15 protein-coding genes and 1 tRNA gene are annotated in these 17,260 nt (G+C 62.6%); 5 read left to right on the plus strand and 11 right to left on the minus strand.

The genetic code is table 11. The features are described 5' to 3' along the window. Positions 1-17: 17 nt before the first annotated feature. The 3 genes from BPHYT_RS32430 to fdnG are packed head-to-tail and all read right to left on the minus strand — an operon-like array spanning position 18 to position 4,671. Entirely contained in the window at positions 18-674 is a 657-nt protein-coding gene (locus BPHYT_RS32430) for a formate dehydrogenase subunit gamma (protein ID WP_012428361.1), read from the minus strand. After that, complete coding sequence (fdxH, locus tag BPHYT_RS32435; protein ID WP_012428362.1) at positions 661-1,593, minus strand: formate dehydrogenase subunit beta; 933 nt, start codon at positions 1,591-1,593, stop codon at positions 661-663. Before fdxH ends, BPHYT_RS32430 begins: the two co-directional genes overlap by 14 nt. A gap of 9 nt (positions 1,594-1,602) precedes the next feature. Continuing rightward, positions 1,603-4,671: a formate dehydrogenase-N subunit alpha gene (gene fdnG, locus BPHYT_RS32440; RefSeq protein WP_083772117.1), complete on the minus strand. Its 3,069-nt coding sequence runs from the start codon at positions 4,669-4,671 to the stop codon at positions 1,603-1,605. 270 nt (positions 4,672-4,941) lie between these two features. Between fdnG and BPHYT_RS32450 the strand changes: the two genes are divergently transcribed. The 5 genes from BPHYT_RS32450 to BPHYT_RS39510 all read left to right on the plus strand — a co-directional run bounded on the left by BPHYT_RS32450 (position 4,942) and on the right by BPHYT_RS39510 (position 8,860). Continuing rightward, the gene (locus BPHYT_RS32450) at positions 4,942-5,223 is read left to right on the plus strand and encodes a beta-xylosidase (RefSeq protein ID WP_238535702.1); all 282 of its coding nucleotides are present in this window, start codon (positions 4,942-4,944) and stop codon (positions 5,221-5,223) included. A 194-nt stretch (positions 5,224-5,417) separates the two neighbouring features. Further along, positions 5,418-6,482 carry a selenide, water dikinase SelD gene (selD, locus tag BPHYT_RS32455; protein WP_041759341.1) on the plus strand — a complete coding sequence of 355 codons (1,065 nt, stop codon included), beginning with the start codon at positions 5,418-5,420 and terminating at the stop codon, positions 6,480-6,482. 91 nt (positions 6,483-6,573) lie between these two features. Then, on the plus strand, positions 6,574-7,641 hold the full coding sequence (gene mnmH / locus BPHYT_RS32460; RefSeq protein WP_012428367.1) for a tRNA 2-selenouridine(34) synthase MnmH: 1,068 nt from the start codon (positions 6,574-6,576) through the stop codon (positions 7,639-7,641). Between the two features lie 25 nt (positions 7,642-7,666). Further along, the gene (locus BPHYT_RS32465) at positions 7,667-8,722 is read left to right on the plus strand and encodes a permease (protein ID WP_012428368.1); all 1,056 of its coding nucleotides are present in this window, start codon (positions 7,667-7,669) and stop codon (positions 8,720-8,722) included. Positions 8,723-8,725: 3 nt separating this feature from the next. Beyond that, positions 8,726-8,860: a hypothetical protein gene (locus tag BPHYT_RS39510; RefSeq protein WP_012428369.1), complete on the plus strand. Its 135-nt coding sequence runs from the start codon at positions 8,726-8,728 to the stop codon at positions 8,858-8,860. Between the two features lie 18 nt (positions 8,861-8,878). On the opposite strand, the gene dhaK is transcribed toward BPHYT_RS39510, so the two are convergent. The 8 genes from dhaK to BPHYT_RS32510 all read right to left on the minus strand — a co-directional run bounded on the left by dhaK (position 8,879) and on the right by BPHYT_RS32510 (position 17,192). Further along, positions 8,879-10,582 (minus strand): dihydroxyacetone kinase subunit DhaK, encoded by a 1,704-nt coding sequence (gene dhaK / locus BPHYT_RS32475; RefSeq protein WP_012428370.1) that lies wholly within the window; start codon positions 10,580-10,582, stop codon positions 8,879-8,881. Between the two features lie 292 nt (positions 10,583-10,874). Then, a tRNA-Val gene (locus tag BPHYT_RS32480) sits at positions 10,875-10,951 on the minus strand. Between the two features lie 65 nt (positions 10,952-11,016). After that, a complete protein-coding gene (locus tag BPHYT_RS32485) occupies positions 11,017-12,507 on the minus strand; it encodes a M81 family metallopeptidase (protein WP_012428371.1) in 1,491 nt (496 codons plus the stop codon). After that, positions 12,504-13,784, minus strand: a complete 1,281-nt coding sequence (locus BPHYT_RS32490; protein WP_012428372.1) for a Zn-dependent hydrolase — start codon at positions 13,782-13,784, stop codon at positions 12,504-12,506. Before BPHYT_RS32490 ends, BPHYT_RS32485 begins: the two co-directional genes overlap by 4 nt. A gap of 33 nt (positions 13,785-13,817) precedes the next feature. After that, positions 13,818-14,519, minus strand: coding sequence for an ABC transporter ATP-binding protein (locus BPHYT_RS32495; RefSeq protein WP_012428373.1), 702 nt, complete (start codon positions 14,517-14,519; stop codon positions 13,818-13,820). Next, complete coding sequence (locus BPHYT_RS32500; RefSeq protein WP_012428374.1) at positions 14,516-15,283, minus strand: ABC transporter ATP-binding protein; 768 nt, start codon at positions 15,281-15,283, stop codon at positions 14,516-14,518. Before BPHYT_RS32500 ends, BPHYT_RS32495 begins: the two co-directional genes overlap by 4 nt. Further along, positions 15,280-16,335 (minus strand): branched-chain amino acid ABC transporter permease, encoded by a 1,056-nt coding sequence (locus BPHYT_RS32505; protein ID WP_012428375.1) that lies wholly within the window; start codon positions 16,333-16,335, stop codon positions 15,280-15,282. The genes BPHYT_RS32500 and BPHYT_RS32505 overlap by 4 nt, the downstream gene beginning before the upstream one ends. Then, a complete protein-coding gene (locus tag BPHYT_RS32510) occupies positions 16,332-17,192 on the minus strand; it encodes a branched-chain amino acid ABC transporter permease (RefSeq protein WP_012428376.1) in 861 nt (286 codons plus the stop codon). Before BPHYT_RS32510 ends, BPHYT_RS32505 begins: the two co-directional genes overlap by 4 nt. Positions 17,193-17,260 lie beyond the last annotated feature (68 nt).

A 17,260-nucleotide genomic window follows, 5' to 3' on the forward strand; every position in this document is an offset into this window, starting at 1 on the left:
GACCTATGCGTGGACCGCTATTTTCCGATGATTTCCTTGAACCAGTTCGGATGATGCTTTCGCGCCCAGCCATAGGTCACCGTGCCGCGCGTCATGGCGCCGATCGACCCTTTGATCCACAACGCCGCATAGATATGCACGACGATACCGACGATCAGCACGAACGCCGCCGCGGCATGCACCAGCGCCGCGAGCCGGATGATCTCGATCGGAAAATAGAACGAGAAATAGCGCCGCCAGATCACGATGCCGCTCGCCAGCAACAGCAGCAGGCAGATCACCATGGTAAAAAATAGCAACTTTTGACCGGCGTTGTACTTACCGATCGCCGGGAGTTTTTCCTCGCGATTGTTGAGCACGTCGTCGATCTGTCTCATCCACTGAAGGTCGGCTTTGTCGAGATAGTTGTGATGCCAGAAGCGCAACGCAAGAATCAGAAACGACAGGAACATCACGCAGCCGACGAATGGATGCAGAATCCGCGTCCATTGCCCGCCGCCGAAGATCGCGTAAAGCCACGACATAGCCGGATGAAACATGGCGAGGCCGGACAGCGCCAAAAGGACGAACGTGATCGCGGTGATCCAATGATTCGTACGCTCATTCGGCGTGTAGCGCACGATCAAACTGTTGCCTCTCACGTCCTTCAGACCGGTGTGCTCAGGGTGCTTCATTGGATGCCTCCCGCGAACGGCGTACTTCGTCGGCTTCGTGCTGGGCTTCGGCTTCATCGGCCTCCGACACCTCGTTCGGACCGACGCGCGTGTAGTGGAAGAACCCGGCTAGGGCCGCGAACGCGATACCTGCGAGCGCCAGCGGTTTTGCCAAACCTTTCCATAGCGCCACCATCACGCTGATCTTCGGATTCTGCGGCAGCCCGTGATACAGAGTGGCCTTGTCGGCATGATGCAGCACGTACATCACATGCGTGCCGCCCACGCCGGCAGGATCGTACAAACCGGCATTCTGGAAGCCGCGCTCCTTCAGATCTTCAATCCGGTCCGAGGCCTGCTGCTTCATGTCCTCCTTGGTGCCGAACATGATCGCGCCGGTCGGGCACGTCTTCACGCAAGCCGGTTCCTGGCCGACCGCCACGCGATCCGAACACAGCGTGCACTTGTACGCGCGATTGTCCTGCTTCGAAATGCGCGGTATGTTGAACGGGCAACCGGTGATGCAATAGCCGCAGCCAATGCAGTTTTCCTCGTGGAAATCCACGATGCCGTTCGTGTACTGCACGATCGCGCCCGGCGACGGACAAGCCTTCAGGCAACCCGGATCCTCGCAGTGCATGCAGCCGTCCTTGCGAATCAGCCACTCGAGATCGCCTTCGGTGTTCTCGTATTCCGAGAACCGCATGACGGTCCACGAATGCTCGCTCAGATCGCGCGGATTGTCGTAGATGCCGGTTGTCGTGCCGACTTCATCGCGCAGATCGTTCCATTCCATGCAGGCGGTCTGACACGCCTTGCAGCCAATGCACTTCGACACGTCGATGAGCTTGGCGACCGTGCCCGTAACCGGCACACGCACTTGCGGTTCAGGCAAGGTCGTGGCGGAGAGGCGTTTGATGTCCAGTGATTGCAGTGCCATCTCTTCTCCCTATGCCTTTTCGACCTTGACGAGGAACGATTTGAATTCCGGTGTTTGCGAATTCCCATCGCCCACGGAGGGCGTCAGCGTGTTGACGAGATAGCCCGGCTTCGCAACTCCCTTGAAGCCCCAATGCAACGGCAATCCGACTGTCTGAACCTTCTTTCCTTCGATCATCAACGGTTTGATCCGCTTGGTGACGAGCGCCACGGCAATGATATGCCCGCGATTGGACGACACCTTGATGCGATCGCCGGCCACCACGCCCACTTCCTTCGCCAGGTCCTCGCCGATCTCCACGAACTGTTGCGGCTGCACGATCGCGTTCAAGCGCGCGTGCTTGGTCCAGTAATGGAAATGCTCCGTCAAACGATACGTGGTCGCCGTATGCGGGAAGTTTTCGTGCGTGCCGAACGCGGCCCGGTCATCGGGGAACACGCGTGCCGCCGGACTGCTGACGACCGCCTTGTTGTTCGGATGCAGCGGGTTGTAGCCAAGCGGCGTTTCAAACGGCTCGTAGTGCTCCGGGAACGGCCCTTCAACCAGACCGTCGCGCGAGAAGAAACGCGCCACGCCTTCCGCGTTCATGATGAACGGATTCATGCCGTTTTCGGGCGGTTCGTCGGCCTTGAAGTCGGCAATGTCCGCTCCCGTCCACGCCTTGCCGTTCCACGCGATCAGCTTGCGCGTCGGATCGAACGGCTTGCCGCTGACGTCGCACGAAGCACGGTTGTACAGAATCCGCCGGTTCGCCGGCCAGGCCCACGCCCAGTTCAGCGTGTTGCCGATGCCGGTCGGGTCGGAGTTGTCGCGGCGGCCCATCTGGTTGCCCGCCTGGGTCCATGAGCCGCAAAAGATCCAGCAGCCGCTCGCGGTGCTGCCGTCGTCGCGCAACTGCGCGAAGCTCGACAGCTGCTCGCCCTGTTTGGCGAGCACCTTGGTTTTATCGGTCGGGTCGGTGACGTCGGCGAGCGCCTTGCCGTTGAACTCCATGGCGATTTCTTCGGGCGTCGGGCTTTCCGGATCGGCATACGGCCAACTCATCTTGAGAATCGGATCCGGATATTTGCCGCCGTCCTTACGGTAAGCCGCACGGATACGCAGCCACAGCCCCGACATGATCTCGAGGTCGCTCTTCGCTTCTCCGGGCCCGACCGCGCCCTGCCAGTGCCACTGCAGCACACGGCTGGAACTGACCAGCGAGCCGCGTTCTTCCGCGAAACAGGTGGTCGGCAAACGGAACACCTCCGTTTGAATCTTCGACGGATCCACGTCGTTGAACTCGCCGAAGTTCTTCCAGAACTCCGACGTTTCCGTAGCGAGCGGATCCATGACGACCAGCCACTTCAGCTTGGCCAGACTCGCGCCGATCTTCGCCTTGTTCGGCGCCGCGGCAAGCGGATTGAAGCCCTGCGCGATGTAGCCGTTCATCTTGCCTTGATTCATCAGCTCGAAGACCTGCAGCATGTCGTACGACTTATCGAGCTTGGGCAGATAGTCGAAACCGAAGTTGTTCTCGGCGGTCGCGTTGTCGCCCCACCATGACTTCATGAAACTGACATGGAACGCGCGATAGTTGCGCCAGTAGCTCAACTGATTCGGCCGCAGCGGCTGGCTTGCGCGTTTCGCGATGAAGGCGTCGAAGTCCTGCTCGGCTTCCAGCGGCAGCGTCATGTAACCCGGCAACAGGTTCGACATCAGGCCGAGGTCGGTCAAACCTTGAATGTTCGAGTGACCGCGCAGCGCATTCATGCCGCCGCCCGCAATGCCGATATTGCCCAGCAGCAATTGCACCATCGCGCCGGTGCGAATGATCTGCGCGCCGATCGAGTGATGCGTCCAGCCGAGCGCGTACAGGATCGTACCGGCGCGCCCCGGAACCGCCGTCGATGCGAGCATCTCGCACACCTTGAGGAATTTTTCCCTGGGCGTGCCGCACGTGCTCTCGACCTGTTCGGGCGTATAGCGCGAGTAGTGCTGCTTCATCAACTGATAGACGCAGCGCGGGTGCTGCAAGGTCGGATCGACTTTCGCATAGCCGTCGTCGCCGCGTTCGTAGTCCCACGAACTCTGGTCGTACTTGCGTTTGCCAGCGTCGTAGCCGGAATAAAGACCGTCGGTAAACGAAAAGTCCTCACGAACGATGAACGGCATGTCCGTGTAGTTCTTCACATACTCGTGCTGGATCTTGTCGTTGGTAAGCAGATAGTTGATCACCCCGCCCAGGAACACGATGTCCGAGCCGGTCCGAATCTGCGCGTAATAGTCCGCGACCGATGCCGTGCGCGTAAAGCGCGGATCGACCACGATCAACCTCGCCTTGCGATGCGCTTTGGCTTCAGTGACCCATTTGAAACCGCACGGGTGCGCCTCGGCCGCATTGCCGCCCATTACCAGAATCACATCCGCGTTCTTGATGTCGACCCAATGGTTCGTCATCGCTCCACGGCCAAACGTCGGGGCAAGACCTGCCACCGTCGGGCCATGTCAGACACGCGCCTGATTGTCGAATGCGAGCATGCCAAGACTGCGGACCGTCTTGTGCGTCAAATAACCCACTTCATTGCTGCCGGCCGACGCCGCGAGCACGCCGGTAGTCAGCCAGCGGTTGACCTTCTTGCCGTCCGCTGTTGTCTCGACAAAGTTGGCATCGCGATCTTCCTTCATCAATTTCGCAATGCGGTCGAGCGCGTCTTCCCATGAAATGCGTTTCCATTCATTCGAGCCCGCCGCACGGTACTCCGGATACTTCAGACGGCTCTCGCTATGAATGAAGTCGATCAGGCTCGCGCCTTTCGGGCACAGCGTGCCGCGATTGACCGGATGATCGGGATCGCCTTCGATATGGATGATGCTGGACTTTGCATTCTTGGCGTTGTCGCCGAGCCCGTACATCAGGATGCCGCAGCCTACCGAACAGTACGGGCAGGTATTGCGGGTTTCGGTTGTGCGCGACAACTTGTACTGACGAACCTCCGCTAACGCGGGCGCCGGTGAGAAGCCCATGAGGGCGAGACTCGATCCGGCTAGCGTGGTGGCGGAAACCTTCAGAAATTGTCGCCGGGACATATGGGTCATCGAATGGCCTCGGCTCTTTATGGGGACACTAATAACGATTATAGAGAGCGGTATGAAATCCTGCAGCGAGGAGTTATACCTTCCACGGTGCAATCAAATATGAATTGCTGCAGCCGGTTTCATTATTCGAGGCACTGTTATTGCTGACAGGAAGCAGGCGCTCGACGCTAACTCCTGACCTTTGGCGCACTTATGATCCTTCCACATTTCACCTTTTCTTCCGCGGGCACTATGTACGGCGTTGTGAAGCGGCGTACCGCAGCTGGTGCTGTGTCCATTGCGCTGGGTGGTGCGATGCTCGTACTGAGTTCGCACGGCGTTGCCCAGATTACACAAGGCAGCGGCTCGTCGCAGCAGGAGAACCGCACTTCTTCGATGGGATCGGCGCCCGATGCGTCCGCCTCGGCAGTTCATGAATCGCATAAGCCACAGACCAAGGACGGCGGTTCGGCGAACACGCGCGGCAAAACGGGCGGGCAGGGTCACAAGACCCAGGGGGCGGGCGGCTTCGATAATGGGCTATACGGCACCGGCGCGGGCAGCAATAAATGACGATTGCCGCGGCTTAATGACACGCTAAATTGCAGCAAGCCCATGACGGGCACGCCGCGCGTTATGGGTAACTTCAGAAGAATCGACGAGGTGTTTCGCGCTCTGCCGGGCTCGCTTCGAAGGCCGCCGTCGCTGCGCATTGCCCGAACAACCATCATAATGGCGGTCATTTGTCGCCTTAAATGCCCGCCACAATGACCGATACCCCAAGCCACGCAAGCGCGTCGCCCCGCCTGACCAGTCTGTCCCACGGCGGCGGTTGCGGCTGCAAGATCGCGCCGGGCCTGCTCGCCGACCTGCTCAAACGCAGCGCGCCGCTGCCGTTTTTTCCCGATCTGCTGGTCGGCAACGACACAGCCGACGACGCCGCCGTCTACAGGCTCAACGACGATCAGGCGATCGTCGCCACGACCGACTTCTTCATGCCGATCGTCGACGATCCGTTCGACTTCGGCCGCATCGCCGCGACCAACGCGCTGTCCGACGTCTATGCCATGGGCGGCAAGCCGATTATGGCGCTGGCCATCGTCGGCATGCCGATCAACGTGCTGCCGCACGACGTGATCGCAGCCGTGCTGAAGGGCGGCGAATCCGTGTGCGCCGAAGCCGGCATCCCGCTCGCAGGCGGTCATTCGATCGATTCGGTCGAGCCGATCTACGGCCTCGTCGCCATCGGCGTGGTCGACCCGAAGCGTGTCAAACGCAACGCCGGCGCGCAAGCCGGCGATGTGCTGATCCTCGGCAAGCCGCTGGGCGTGGGCATTCTCTCGGCAGCCCTGAAGAAAGACCGGCTCGACGCGGCCGGCTACGCCGCGATGATCGGCGCGACGACCAAGCTCAACCGGCCGGGCGCGGACCTCTCCAGACTCGACGGCGTGCATGCACTCACGGATATCACCGGTTTCGGCCTGCTCGGCCATACACTGGAACTGGCGCGCGGCTCGAACCTCACCGCTCGCGTGCGCTACGCGGATCTGCCGTGGTTGCCGGACGTGGTGAGCCTCGCGGAGGCCGGCATCTTTACGGGCGCTTCGGGGCGCAACTGGGACGCATACGGCAAAAGCATCGTTTTGCCATCCTCATTGTCCGCGACGGCGCGCACGCTGCTCACCGACCCGCAAACCTCGGGCGGCCTGCTGGTCTCGTGCGCACCGCAAGCCGTCGACGAAGTGCTCGCGCTGTTCCGCGCCGACGGATTCGGCGAGGCGTGCGTGATCGGCGAAATGGTGAGTGGAGAAGGACGCGTCGAGGTTATCTGAGCCGCGCGCGGCAGGAGGAAATGCGATCGGTCATTCCGACGCGTGCGATAATTCCATCCCGCCGCAGCCGGCACATCGTGTCCCCAAGTCCTTGAAAAACCTACTCGTCAGCCTCGAACATGCCGGTGATTTCGACGAAATCATCGATGTGCGCACGCCTCTCGAGTTTGCGGAAGACCATATTCCGGGCGCGCTCAACGCGCCCGTGCTGAGCAACGAAGAGCGCGTGCTGGTCGGCACGACATACAAGCAGGTATCGCCGTTCGAAGCCACACGCATGGGCGCGGCGCTGGTCGCGCGCAATATCGCGCATCATCTGGAGACGACGTTCTCCGACCGGCCGCGCAACTGGCGGCCGCTGATCTATTGCTGGCGCGGCGGCAAACGCTCGGGTTCGGTCACCATGCTGTTCAATATGATCGGCTGGCAGGCGCGCCAACTCGAAGGCGGCTACAAGACCTATCGGCGCGCCACGCTGGACACGCTCGTTACCTTGCCGAAGGCCTTCTCCTACATCGCGCTGGTCGGCCCGACCGGTAGCGGCAAGACGCGCCTGCTGGCGGCCCTGAACACCGCGGGCGCGCAGACGCTGGATCTCGAAGCGCTGGCCGCGCATCGCGGCTCGTTGCTCGGCGCCTGGGCCGGCGTGCCGCAGCCTTCGCAGAAGCGTTTCGATACGCTGCTCGTGAGCGCACTGCGCACGTTCGATCCGGCACGGCCGGTGTTCGTGGAAGCCGAGAGCCGGCGCATCGGCTCCATCGCGCTGCCGCTCGCGCTGCTCGACACGTTTCATCAGGGCCGCTGCGTCGAGGTGATCTCGAACCCCGAAGATCGCGCGGCCTTCCTGCTGCACGACTATGCCCATCTGTTCGACGATCCCGAGTTGCTCAAGGGACAGTTGCAACGAATGATCGGTTTGCATAGCCGGGAACGTATCACGGGTTGGCAGCAGCTCGTCGACGACAACCGGCGCGCCGACCTCGCGCACGAGTTGATCGAGCGGCATTACGATCCGGCGTATGCGCGTAGCAGCCGTCAGCATTTCGTTCATTTGGCGCGCGCATTGCAATGGAATTTCCGTCCCAACGACGCCGATGTCGTCGACCAGGCGAAGGCACTGCTTGCCGAGCTCGACAGCAGCGCACTCGCTGTCGTCTGATTAAAAACCAACGTTCAAGACCACTATGCAATCAACCCTTCGACAACCGCGAGTCGCGCTAGGCTGGATCGTCTTTCTGCTGATCGCCGTAGTCGGCCTCTTTTACGTGAAGTGGTTCCCGTACTACAACCGGGCGTTCGTGGCCGCGAGCCAGCACTCCATCGGCAAGTCGATCCTGATGGGCACGTCGGCGAGCGCGCCGGCGGCGTCGTGGCAGTCTGCCATCGACTACGCTCTCGCCTACGGCAAAGCCATCTGGCAAGCCATGGTGCTCGGGCTGCTGCTCGGCTCCGCGGTGCAGGCGCTGATTCCGCCGCAATGGGTCGCGCGCGCGCTCGGCCGGACCGATTTCAGCAGCGTGGTGAAGGGTGGCTTGCTGTCGTTGCCGGGCATGATGTGCACGTGCTGCGCCGCGCCGGTGGTAGCGGGTTTGCGGGCGCGCCAAGCAGCGCCGGGCGCGGCGATCGCATTCTGGCTGGGCAACACCGCCTTGAATCCGGCTACGCTGATTTTCATGGGCTTCGTGCTCGGCTGGCAGTGGATGGGCCTGCGCCTCGCCTTGGGCATCGTGATGGTGTTCGGTCTCGGGTATCTGGTGAACCGCATGGTGACACCGAAGGAAGCCGAAGCGTCGCGCGAAGCGATGGCGCAACTGGTCGCCGTCGATGTGCCCGGCACCGCTTTCGCACGCTGGGTGAAAATCCTCGGCACGATGACGCTGCGGCTCGTTCCCGAATACATCGTGCTCGTGCTGATTCTCGGCGCGGCGCGCACGTGGCTGTTTCCGCACGTCGGACCGGAGATCGACAACAGCCTGCTGTGGATCATTGCGCTGGCCATTGCCGGCACGCTGTTCGTGATTCCGACCGCGGGCGAAGTGCCGATCATTCAGGCCATGCTCTCGTTCGGCATGGCGGCCGGCCCGGCAGGCGCATTGCTGATGACGTTGCCGCTGATCAGCGTACCGTCCATGGCCATGCTCGGACGCTCGTTTCCGCGGCGCGTGCTGACGGTCGTGGCGTTGGCCGTCGTCGTGTGCGGCGTGGTCAGCGGGTTGCTGGCGGTAGCCTTGGGGTTTTGAAGCATGAAACGTATTGCCGCATTTGCCTTGACGTGCTGGTCGGCGGCCGGCCTGCTCTACTTCGGACAGCATTCGGTGGCGCTGATCGTGGTGAGCGGTGTGGTTACGCTGGCCGGGTTTGATCTGCTTCGTCCGTGACCGCGCGCTGAGGCTCGCCTACGCCGCCAGCGCCTCGCGAATCGCGGCGAGCCACAACGCCACCGCATGCGCGCCAGGATCCACGTGACCTAGCGCGCGATCGCCGACATAACTCGAACGGCCACGCCGTGGATGCATCGACGCCGTCTGCGATGCGCCTGCGCTCACCGCGTCAACGGCCGCTTGCAACGCAGCATCCAGTGCATCCTGGCGTGCGAGAGCGGACTGCAGCGCGTCGGCGGCCGGCTTCAATGCATCGACCATGGTGCGATCGCCCGGATGCGCACCGCCCAGTTCCATCAAACCGTCGACACCCGCGCTGAACGCCACCGCCCATTCTTTCGGCGTCGATCCGCCTGACTGTTCGAGCGCGACTGCCGCGCGCACCAGCATCACCGCGTAAAGCGGGCCCGACGTGCCGCCCACCACGCGCCGCAGCGTCGCCGACATGCTGCGCAGTACGGCGGCGGGCGTTGTTTCAGCCGGATAGTCATCGAGCTCGTGAAGGATCGCGCGGGCGCCACGCGAAAGACTGATGCCGAGATCGCCGTCGCCGACGCGTTGATCCATGTCCGTCAACGTGGGCTCGGCTTCCAGCAGGCATGCGCAAACGGCTTCGATCACGCGGCGCAAGGTCGCTTCGCGCGACAGCGTCGCACCGCTTGCGCGCTCCGGCTCGGCCGGCGCAGGGCGCACGGAAACCCGCGCGACGCGGCCGCTCAGCGCGGGCCACGCGCTGGTATGCGTGGCGGCGTCGAGCCATGCGAGCCGTTCGTCGTCCACACGCAGCAGCGTCAGCGAGACGCCGGCCATTTCCAGCGCGCTCAGGAACGTGCCGGCCCATGCGCGTTCAACCTCGATGCCGCGCTTCGCCAGATAACGCAGCGCGGAGCCGGCCACGATACTCAATTCGCTCGAAGGCGTGCCGCCCAGATTGTTCACCAGCAACGCCACACGCTCACCGGTTTGCAACGACAGGTCGCCGACGATCTTCGCCAGCAGTTTCTCGACAATCGCGTCAGCGGGTTCCAGCGCGCCGCGCTCCACGCCCGGTTCGCCGTGAATGCCGAGTCCCCATTCAATCTCGCCGTCGGCCAGTTCGAAGCCCGGCTTGCCCGCGGCCGGCACCGTGCACGCGGTAAGCGCGACACCCATCGTGCCGAGCGAGGCCGCCACATCACGGGCGATCTGCGCGACTTCCCCCAACGGGCGCCCCGCTGCCGCAGCCGCGCCCGCTATCTTGTGAATCAGTACGGTTCCTGCCAACCCGCGACGGCCCGCGTGATCGCCACTTGCCGTCAGCGCGACGTCGTCGGCGACGATCACCATTTCCGTTGGAATGCCTTCGGCGCGCGCAATCTCCGCCGCGAGGCCGAAGTTGAAGCGGTCGCCCGTGTAATTCTTCACGATCAGCAATGCGCCTGCGGCGCCGGCCACCGCGCGGATCGCATCGAGCACGGCGTCGGTGGACGGCGACGTGAAGACTTCACCCGCGACCGCCGCGCTCAGCATGCCGGAGCCCACATAGCCGCCATGCGCGGGCTCGTGGCCCGAGCCACCGCCCGAGATCAGCGCGACTTCACCGCGCGCCGCGGCGGCCTCGGCGTCCGCGCGCACGACGATCGTGCCGCCTTGCAACAGGGAGAGATTGGGATTGAGCGCCGCGAGTCCGTCGAGCATGTCCGGAACGACCGCGGACACCTCGTTGATGAGCTTCTTCATTGCGTCAGCTTCCTTTTAAGCTGCCCGCGCTTGCGTCGCGCGCCGACGGCAGTTTATTCAGTGGCGAAACCGGAAGGCTTAACTGTACCGCGCATTGGCGAATGACGACGCGATACGGCGACGCTGGACGTGCAAACGCATTCACGCCGAACGCGTGACGTTGCGACTAGCTCAAGGGAATACAGAGGAGAGAAGTGGGCAGGACAGCGGCACGATGCACTATGCGCCGGGTGATGCGATAACCTGACAGTAGACGAAAGCGAAACCGCTTTCGTCTACGTCACGGATGCGTTGGTAGGCTCGATTGGATTCGAACCAACGACCCCCACCATGTCAAGGTGGTGCTCTAACCAACTGAGCTACGAGCCTTTAGAGGCGCGAATTATAGAGAACCCAAACGCTCAGCACAAGCCCTTGACGGCAGTTCTATCGATTCAATTCGCCGATGCCCACTCGGCCTGCGTATCCAGCGGATAAACCGGCCGCTTCACCTGCCTGAAAGCGAACAGGCCGTAATCCGAACTCGTCACACCGCGGCTATCGCATTCCACCAGCGCCGCCGCAATCGGCACGAACACCGGGCGGCAATACATGCGCGATTTGAGCAACAGAAAGCGCGCGCGACGCGGATCGATGCCGACACTCTCGAACACGCCGAGGTCCCAAGGTTCGTGCGTGCGCTCGGTCATCACGAGTTTGACGGTGCCCGTGTCGAGGACCGCGGCGCGTCCCATGAAAGCCCGCTGGCCGGTGTACGTCGGGCCGCTGATCACGTACTCGCCGTCGGTCAGCGCGCGCACCACGCCGGTCACGGAGAGCGGCGGACGCGGCTTGAGCGCATCGCTCGCGACCTTGTTGCCGATGGTCACGGTCACCGTGCTGCCGACGCCCGCCGACATCAACGCCGCGACCGCTTGCGGATCGCACAACGGCCCGCTCACGATGCCTTCGAGCTTCTGCTTCAAGGCTTCTTCGAGCAGATCCATCGTGTCGCACGTGCCGCCCGACATGCAGTTGTCGCCGTGATCGAGCAGGAGCACGGGCTTGTCGGCGTCCGCTGCGAGCGCGGCGGCTTGCGCGACAGATTCAGCGAGCGGCGCGCTGCGGTATACGAAATCTTCGCGCTCGTCCCAGATCTGCCGCGCGATCCGTTCCGCGACCGCTTCGGCTTGCTCTGGATCGCCGTCGCCCACCACCACGACGCTGATGCATGGTGCCTCGATATCGGCGAGCGAGAAGCCGGATAGCACCGATACCGCGAGCATGCCTTCGGTCTCGGCCGCGCGCGCGGCGTCGACGGCGCGCTTCATCGCGCCTTCGGCAGTCGCGCTGCGCAGCGTGTGCGTGAGCAGCGGCGGCTGGCGCCACGCGATCACAGGCTTCGCCTTACCGCGAACCATGTCGAACATCAGACGCGCCGCGTGCGCGCCGGTCTCGTACATATCGACGTGCGGATAGGTCTTGAAGCTGACGATCACGTCGGCGTTGTCGATCATCTTTTGCGTGACGTTGCCATGCAAGTCGAGCGCGACCGCGATCGGCGCATCCGGCAGCAGCGCGCGCACGCGTTCGAGCAAATCGCCTTCGCCGTCGTTCGAATTCTCGGCGACCATCGCACCGTGCAGATCGAGCATGACGGCGTCGCAACCCACGGCGGCCGACACAATCGCCTCGCAGATCGCATCGTAAGCGGCGGCCTCGACCGGCCCGCTCGGATTCGCCGATGCCGACACAGGCGTCACGATGTCGGCATGCTCACGTTCGGCTGCGTCGATGAACGCCGCCATCGCCGTCTGCATGCCTTTGTTGTCGTTGAACGCGTCTTCGCCGTAGCTCGGCCCGTTACGGCCGAATGCCGCCAACGGCGTGGCCACCGGCGAAAACGTATTGGTCTCGTGATTCATCCGCGCGATGAGGATCTTCATGCGTCCGCGCTCCCCGCTTTCTGCGCGGCGTTCAGCATGGCCTGCAGCAGCACGTTGCAACCAGCCTCGAGATGATCCGCTCGCGCGTCTTCGATTTCGTTGTGACTGATACCGTCTTTGCACGGCACGAAGATCATCGCTGCCGGCGCGACTCTCGCGAGATAGACGGCGTCGTGGCCGGCGCCGCTGATCACGTCCATCGACGAAAAACCGAGCGTGTCCGCGCCCTGCTTCACTGCGCCGACCAGTTCAGCGGCGAACGGTTGCGGCGGGAAATACACCACCTGTTCGACGTCCACCGTGATGCCGGTCTTTTCGCTCGCCACTGCGCATGCGGCGCGCAAAGCGCTATCCATTGCGGTGAGCGTGGCGTCGTCGGCGGCGCGCAGATCGACGGTGAGTGTCACGCGGCCTGGAATCACATTGCGTGAATTCGGATGCACGTCGAGCCAGCCGACCGTGCCGCGACCGTGAGGCGCGTGATCCAGCGCGATGCGGTTGACTGCGTGAATCAGATCGGCTGCGACGAGCAGCGCGTCGCGGCGCAATTCCATTGGCGTAGGACCGGCGTGCGCTTCCATGCCGTGCACGGTCACGTCGTACCAGCGTTGGCCGAGCGCGCCCTGGACCACGCCGATTGTTTTATCGTGTGCTTCCAGCACGGGGCCTTGTTCGATATGCGCTTCGAAATAAGCGCCTACCGCATGCGGTTTTGTGATTTCACCGGCATATCCAATGCGAGCCAGGGCATCGCGTACCGTGATGCCCTCACGATCGTGTTGTTCGAGCGCATGCGCCAAGGTGAATGCGCCGGCGAAAACACCGGAACCCATCATCACCGGCACGAAGCGCGAGCCCTCTTCATTGGTCCACACCGCGACTTCCAGCGGTGCAAGCGTCTGCACGTTGGCGTCGGTTAGCGTGCGCAGCACTTCGAGTCCCGCGAGCACGCCGTAGTTGCCGTCGAATTTGCCACCGGTAGGCTGAGTGTCGATGTGACTGCCGGTCATCACCGGCGGCAGATCGTCGCGCAGACCGGCGCGGCGCGCGAAAATGTTGCCGATCGCGTCCACCCGCACGCTGCAGCCGATCTCTTTCGCCCACGCGATAAAGAGGTCACGTGCTTCGCGATCCAGCTCCGTGAGTGCGAGCCTGCACACACCGCCTTTGTCGGTGGCGCCGATTCGCGCGAGTTGCATGAGACTGTCCCAGAGCCGCGCGCCGTCGACTCGTAGATCGGCGAACGTCGCGACGGTTGTTGATTCATGAACTTGCATCGATGCTTCCTCGTGTTGAAGACTGAATGCGCGTCAGACCACGCCGACGCCGAGATAACGGTCCTTGATCGAGTCGTCCGCCGCAAACGACGCGTTGTCGCCTGAATAGACGATCACGCCCTGTTCGATGATGTAGTGGCGATCCGCGAGTTGCGTGCACACTTCGAGATTTTGTTCGACCAGCAGAATCGCCACGCCCGCCTCGCGGATCAGCTTGAGCTGCGCAACGATTTCTTCGACGATCACCGGCGCGAGGCCTTCGACGGGTTCATCGAGCATCAGCAAACGCGGGTGATTCATCAGCGCGCGGCCGATTGCAAGCATCTGTTGTTCGCCGCCGGATAGCTGTGCGCCTCCGTTCGTGCGCCGTTCCTTGAGCCGCGGAAAAATGCGGTAGATGTCGTCGAGTTGCCACGGCGAATCTTTGCGCGCACCGAGCCGCAAGTTTTCTTCGACCGTGAGCAGACGAAAGATGCCGCGATGCTCGGGCACGAAACAAACGCCCCGCGATGCGATCTTGTGCGGCGGCATGCCGCTGATCTTGCCGCCGTTGAACGTGACCGTGCCGCGCTGCGGCGCGACGACGCCTGCAATCGCTTTGAGCGTGGTCGATTTGCCGGCGCCGTTGCGGCCCAATAGCGTGACCGTTTCACCATCGTTGATCTGCAGGGAGACGCCTTGCAGAATGTGGCTCTTGCCGTAGAAACCGTGAATCTGCTGCACGTCGAGAATCATGCGCGGCCTCCGGTGATCATGTTGCCAAGATAAGCGCTGCGTACGCGCTCGTCGCCGCGAATATCGTCGGGGCGCCCTTCCACCAGCACGCGCCCTTGCTGCATGACGGTGATCGTGTCGGAGATGTCCATCACGATGCCCATGTTGTGTTCGATCAGCACGACTGTGTAATCGTCGCGCAGGCCGCGAATCAGCTGCTTCATGTCGTCGAGGTCGTCGATACCCATGCCTGAGGTGGGCTCGTCGAGAAAGATCGCCTTGGGCCGCGCAGCGAGCGCCATGCCGACTTCGAGCCGCCGCTGCTGGCCGTGCGAAAGCGCGCCTGCCGATACCTCGCTGAAACGCTGCAACGCAAGCCGTTCGAGCACGCTATCGACGATGTCCGCATGCGTGAGCGCGCCGTGCGGCGGCGTCCACGCGTTCAGCGCTCGCACTGCGTCGACACCTTGCGCGGCAAGCCGCAGATTTTCTCGCACACTCAGATTGGCGAACAGGCTCGTCACCTGAAACGAACGCGCGACGCCGCGCCGTACGCGTTTATGATCCGGCTCGCGCGTGACATCATGGCCGTCGAAAACGATTTTGCCCTCGGTGATAGGCAGCGTGCCGGTCAACACGTGAAACAGCGTGGTTTTGCCCGCGCCGTTCGGTCCGATCACGGAATGCACCGTGCGCGGCATGATGTTCAAGGTGACGTCGGAGAGCGCGGTGAATTTGCCGTAGCGCTTCACCACGCCGCTCGCTTGCAGAATGGCTTCGCTCATGCGGACTCCTTGTCTGCGTCGTTGCCGGCATCGGCGGATGATTTACGGCGCAGCGATTGCCAGACGCGCTCGCCCAATCCCCACAGACCGCGCTGCATGTACAGGCTGACGGCGATCAGCACGATGCCGAGCAGCAAGAGCCAGCGCGGCCACAATGTGGAGAGCCAGTCGGCGAACAGCACATAGAACGCAGCGCCCAATACGGAGGCGAACAGATTGCCGGTGCCGCCGATCACCGTCATCACGAGGATCATCTCGCTCGTGTGATAGTCGATGTTGGAGAGCGGCGCGATGCCGGTCATCAGCGCGTGCAAAGCGCCCGCCAAGCCCGTGACCGCGCCGGAGATCACGAACGCCATCAGTTTGAAGCGCTTGACGTCGTAACCGACCGCAGCCGCGCGCGCTTCGTTGTCGCGAATCGCGAGCAACGTACGGCCGAATACGGAGTGCGAGACGCGCATCAACAGCCAGAACACCACGAGGAACAGCACCGCGACGAAGCCGTAGTATTGCCAGGGCGAGGTCAACGGCACGAGCGCTTTGCCGAACAAGCCCAACGCCGGGCGTGGAATGTCGAGCAAGCCGTTGTCGCCGCCGGTCAGATCGGGTGTAGTGTAGGCGAGGAAGTAGAACAGTTGGCCGAATGCGAGCGTCAACATGACGAAGTACGTGCCGCGTTGGCGAATCGAAAACCAGCCGACCAGTGCCGCGGCCGCCGCGCCGATGACAGCCGACGCAAGCAATGCCATGGACACCGGCAACCCTGTCTTGGTCAGGACCAGTCCCGCGCAATAGCTGCCTAGCCCGAAGAAAATGCCCTGCCCGAACGAGAGCAAACCTGTGTGGCCCAACAGCAAATTGCAACCGAGTGCGGCGAGTGCGAACACCAGCACTTCAGTGGCCAGCGATCCCGAGCGTAACGTGAGCGGCAAAATGCACACGACTAGCAGCGTCAGCAACAGGAAGCGATAACGGTGCAATGAATGCTTCAGGCCGGCTTGAGTCTTGGTAGAAACAGCGCTCTGCGCGATAGGTTTCGACGTATCGATCATGCCGCTCTCCCGAGCAGACCGTTCGGTCGCAGCAATAGCACCGCGGCCATCGCGACGTAGATCATCAATCGCGCGCCTTCCGGCCACAAGGTGCTCATCACGCTTTGGACGATGCCCACCAGCAGCCCTCCCACCAGTGCGCCAAGGAAATTACCCATTCCGCCTACCACCACCACGACGAACGCGACACTGAGCGCTTCGATGCCCATGAACGGATCGACGCCGCGAATCGGCGCGGCAAGCACGCCCGCCAGCGCGGCCGTTGCGGCGCCGAGCGCGAACACGAGGCTGAAAACGCGCAACACGTTGATGCCGAGCAGCGAAACCATCTCCGTCGATTCGCTGCCCGCACGCACCGCACTGCCGAGCCGCGTGCCTTCCAGCACCCACCACAAAAGCGCGGCCAGTACCGCCGTGAAGCCGATCACGAAGAGACGGTACTTCGGATACACGAAGCTGCCCCAGATCACCACGCCATTCAACACGTCGGGCACGGCCACGTTATCGCCGAGCGGTCCCCAGATCAGGATCGCGCATTCCTGCACGACGAGCGCGAGACCGACGGTCACGAGGATATGAAACTCATGTTGCTGCGCATAGACGTGCCGCAGAATCAGTTTCTCGACGACCCATGCAAGCGCGCCCACGACGACCGGTACGACTACGAGCGCGGTCCAGAAACTCATGGACCATTGCATCGCCTGATAGCAGAAATACGCGCCGAGCAGATAGAACGCGCCGTGCGCGAAATTCACGAAGCGCAGCAGGCCGAACACGATCGACAAGCCGACTGCGAGCAGGAAATACAGCATTCCCACTCCGATGCCGTTGACGATCTGCAGGAGATAAACGTTCATGGCGTCCGTCTAAAGGAGGTGCGAAAAGAATCGCGATGCAATGCTGCGACCTGCGCGCCGCGCCGGCG

The organism is Paraburkholderia phytofirmans PsJN (genome assembly GCF_000020125.1).
Taxonomy (GTDB): Bacteria; Pseudomonadota; Gammaproteobacteria; order Burkholderiales; family Burkholderiaceae; genus Paraburkholderia; species Paraburkholderia phytofirmans.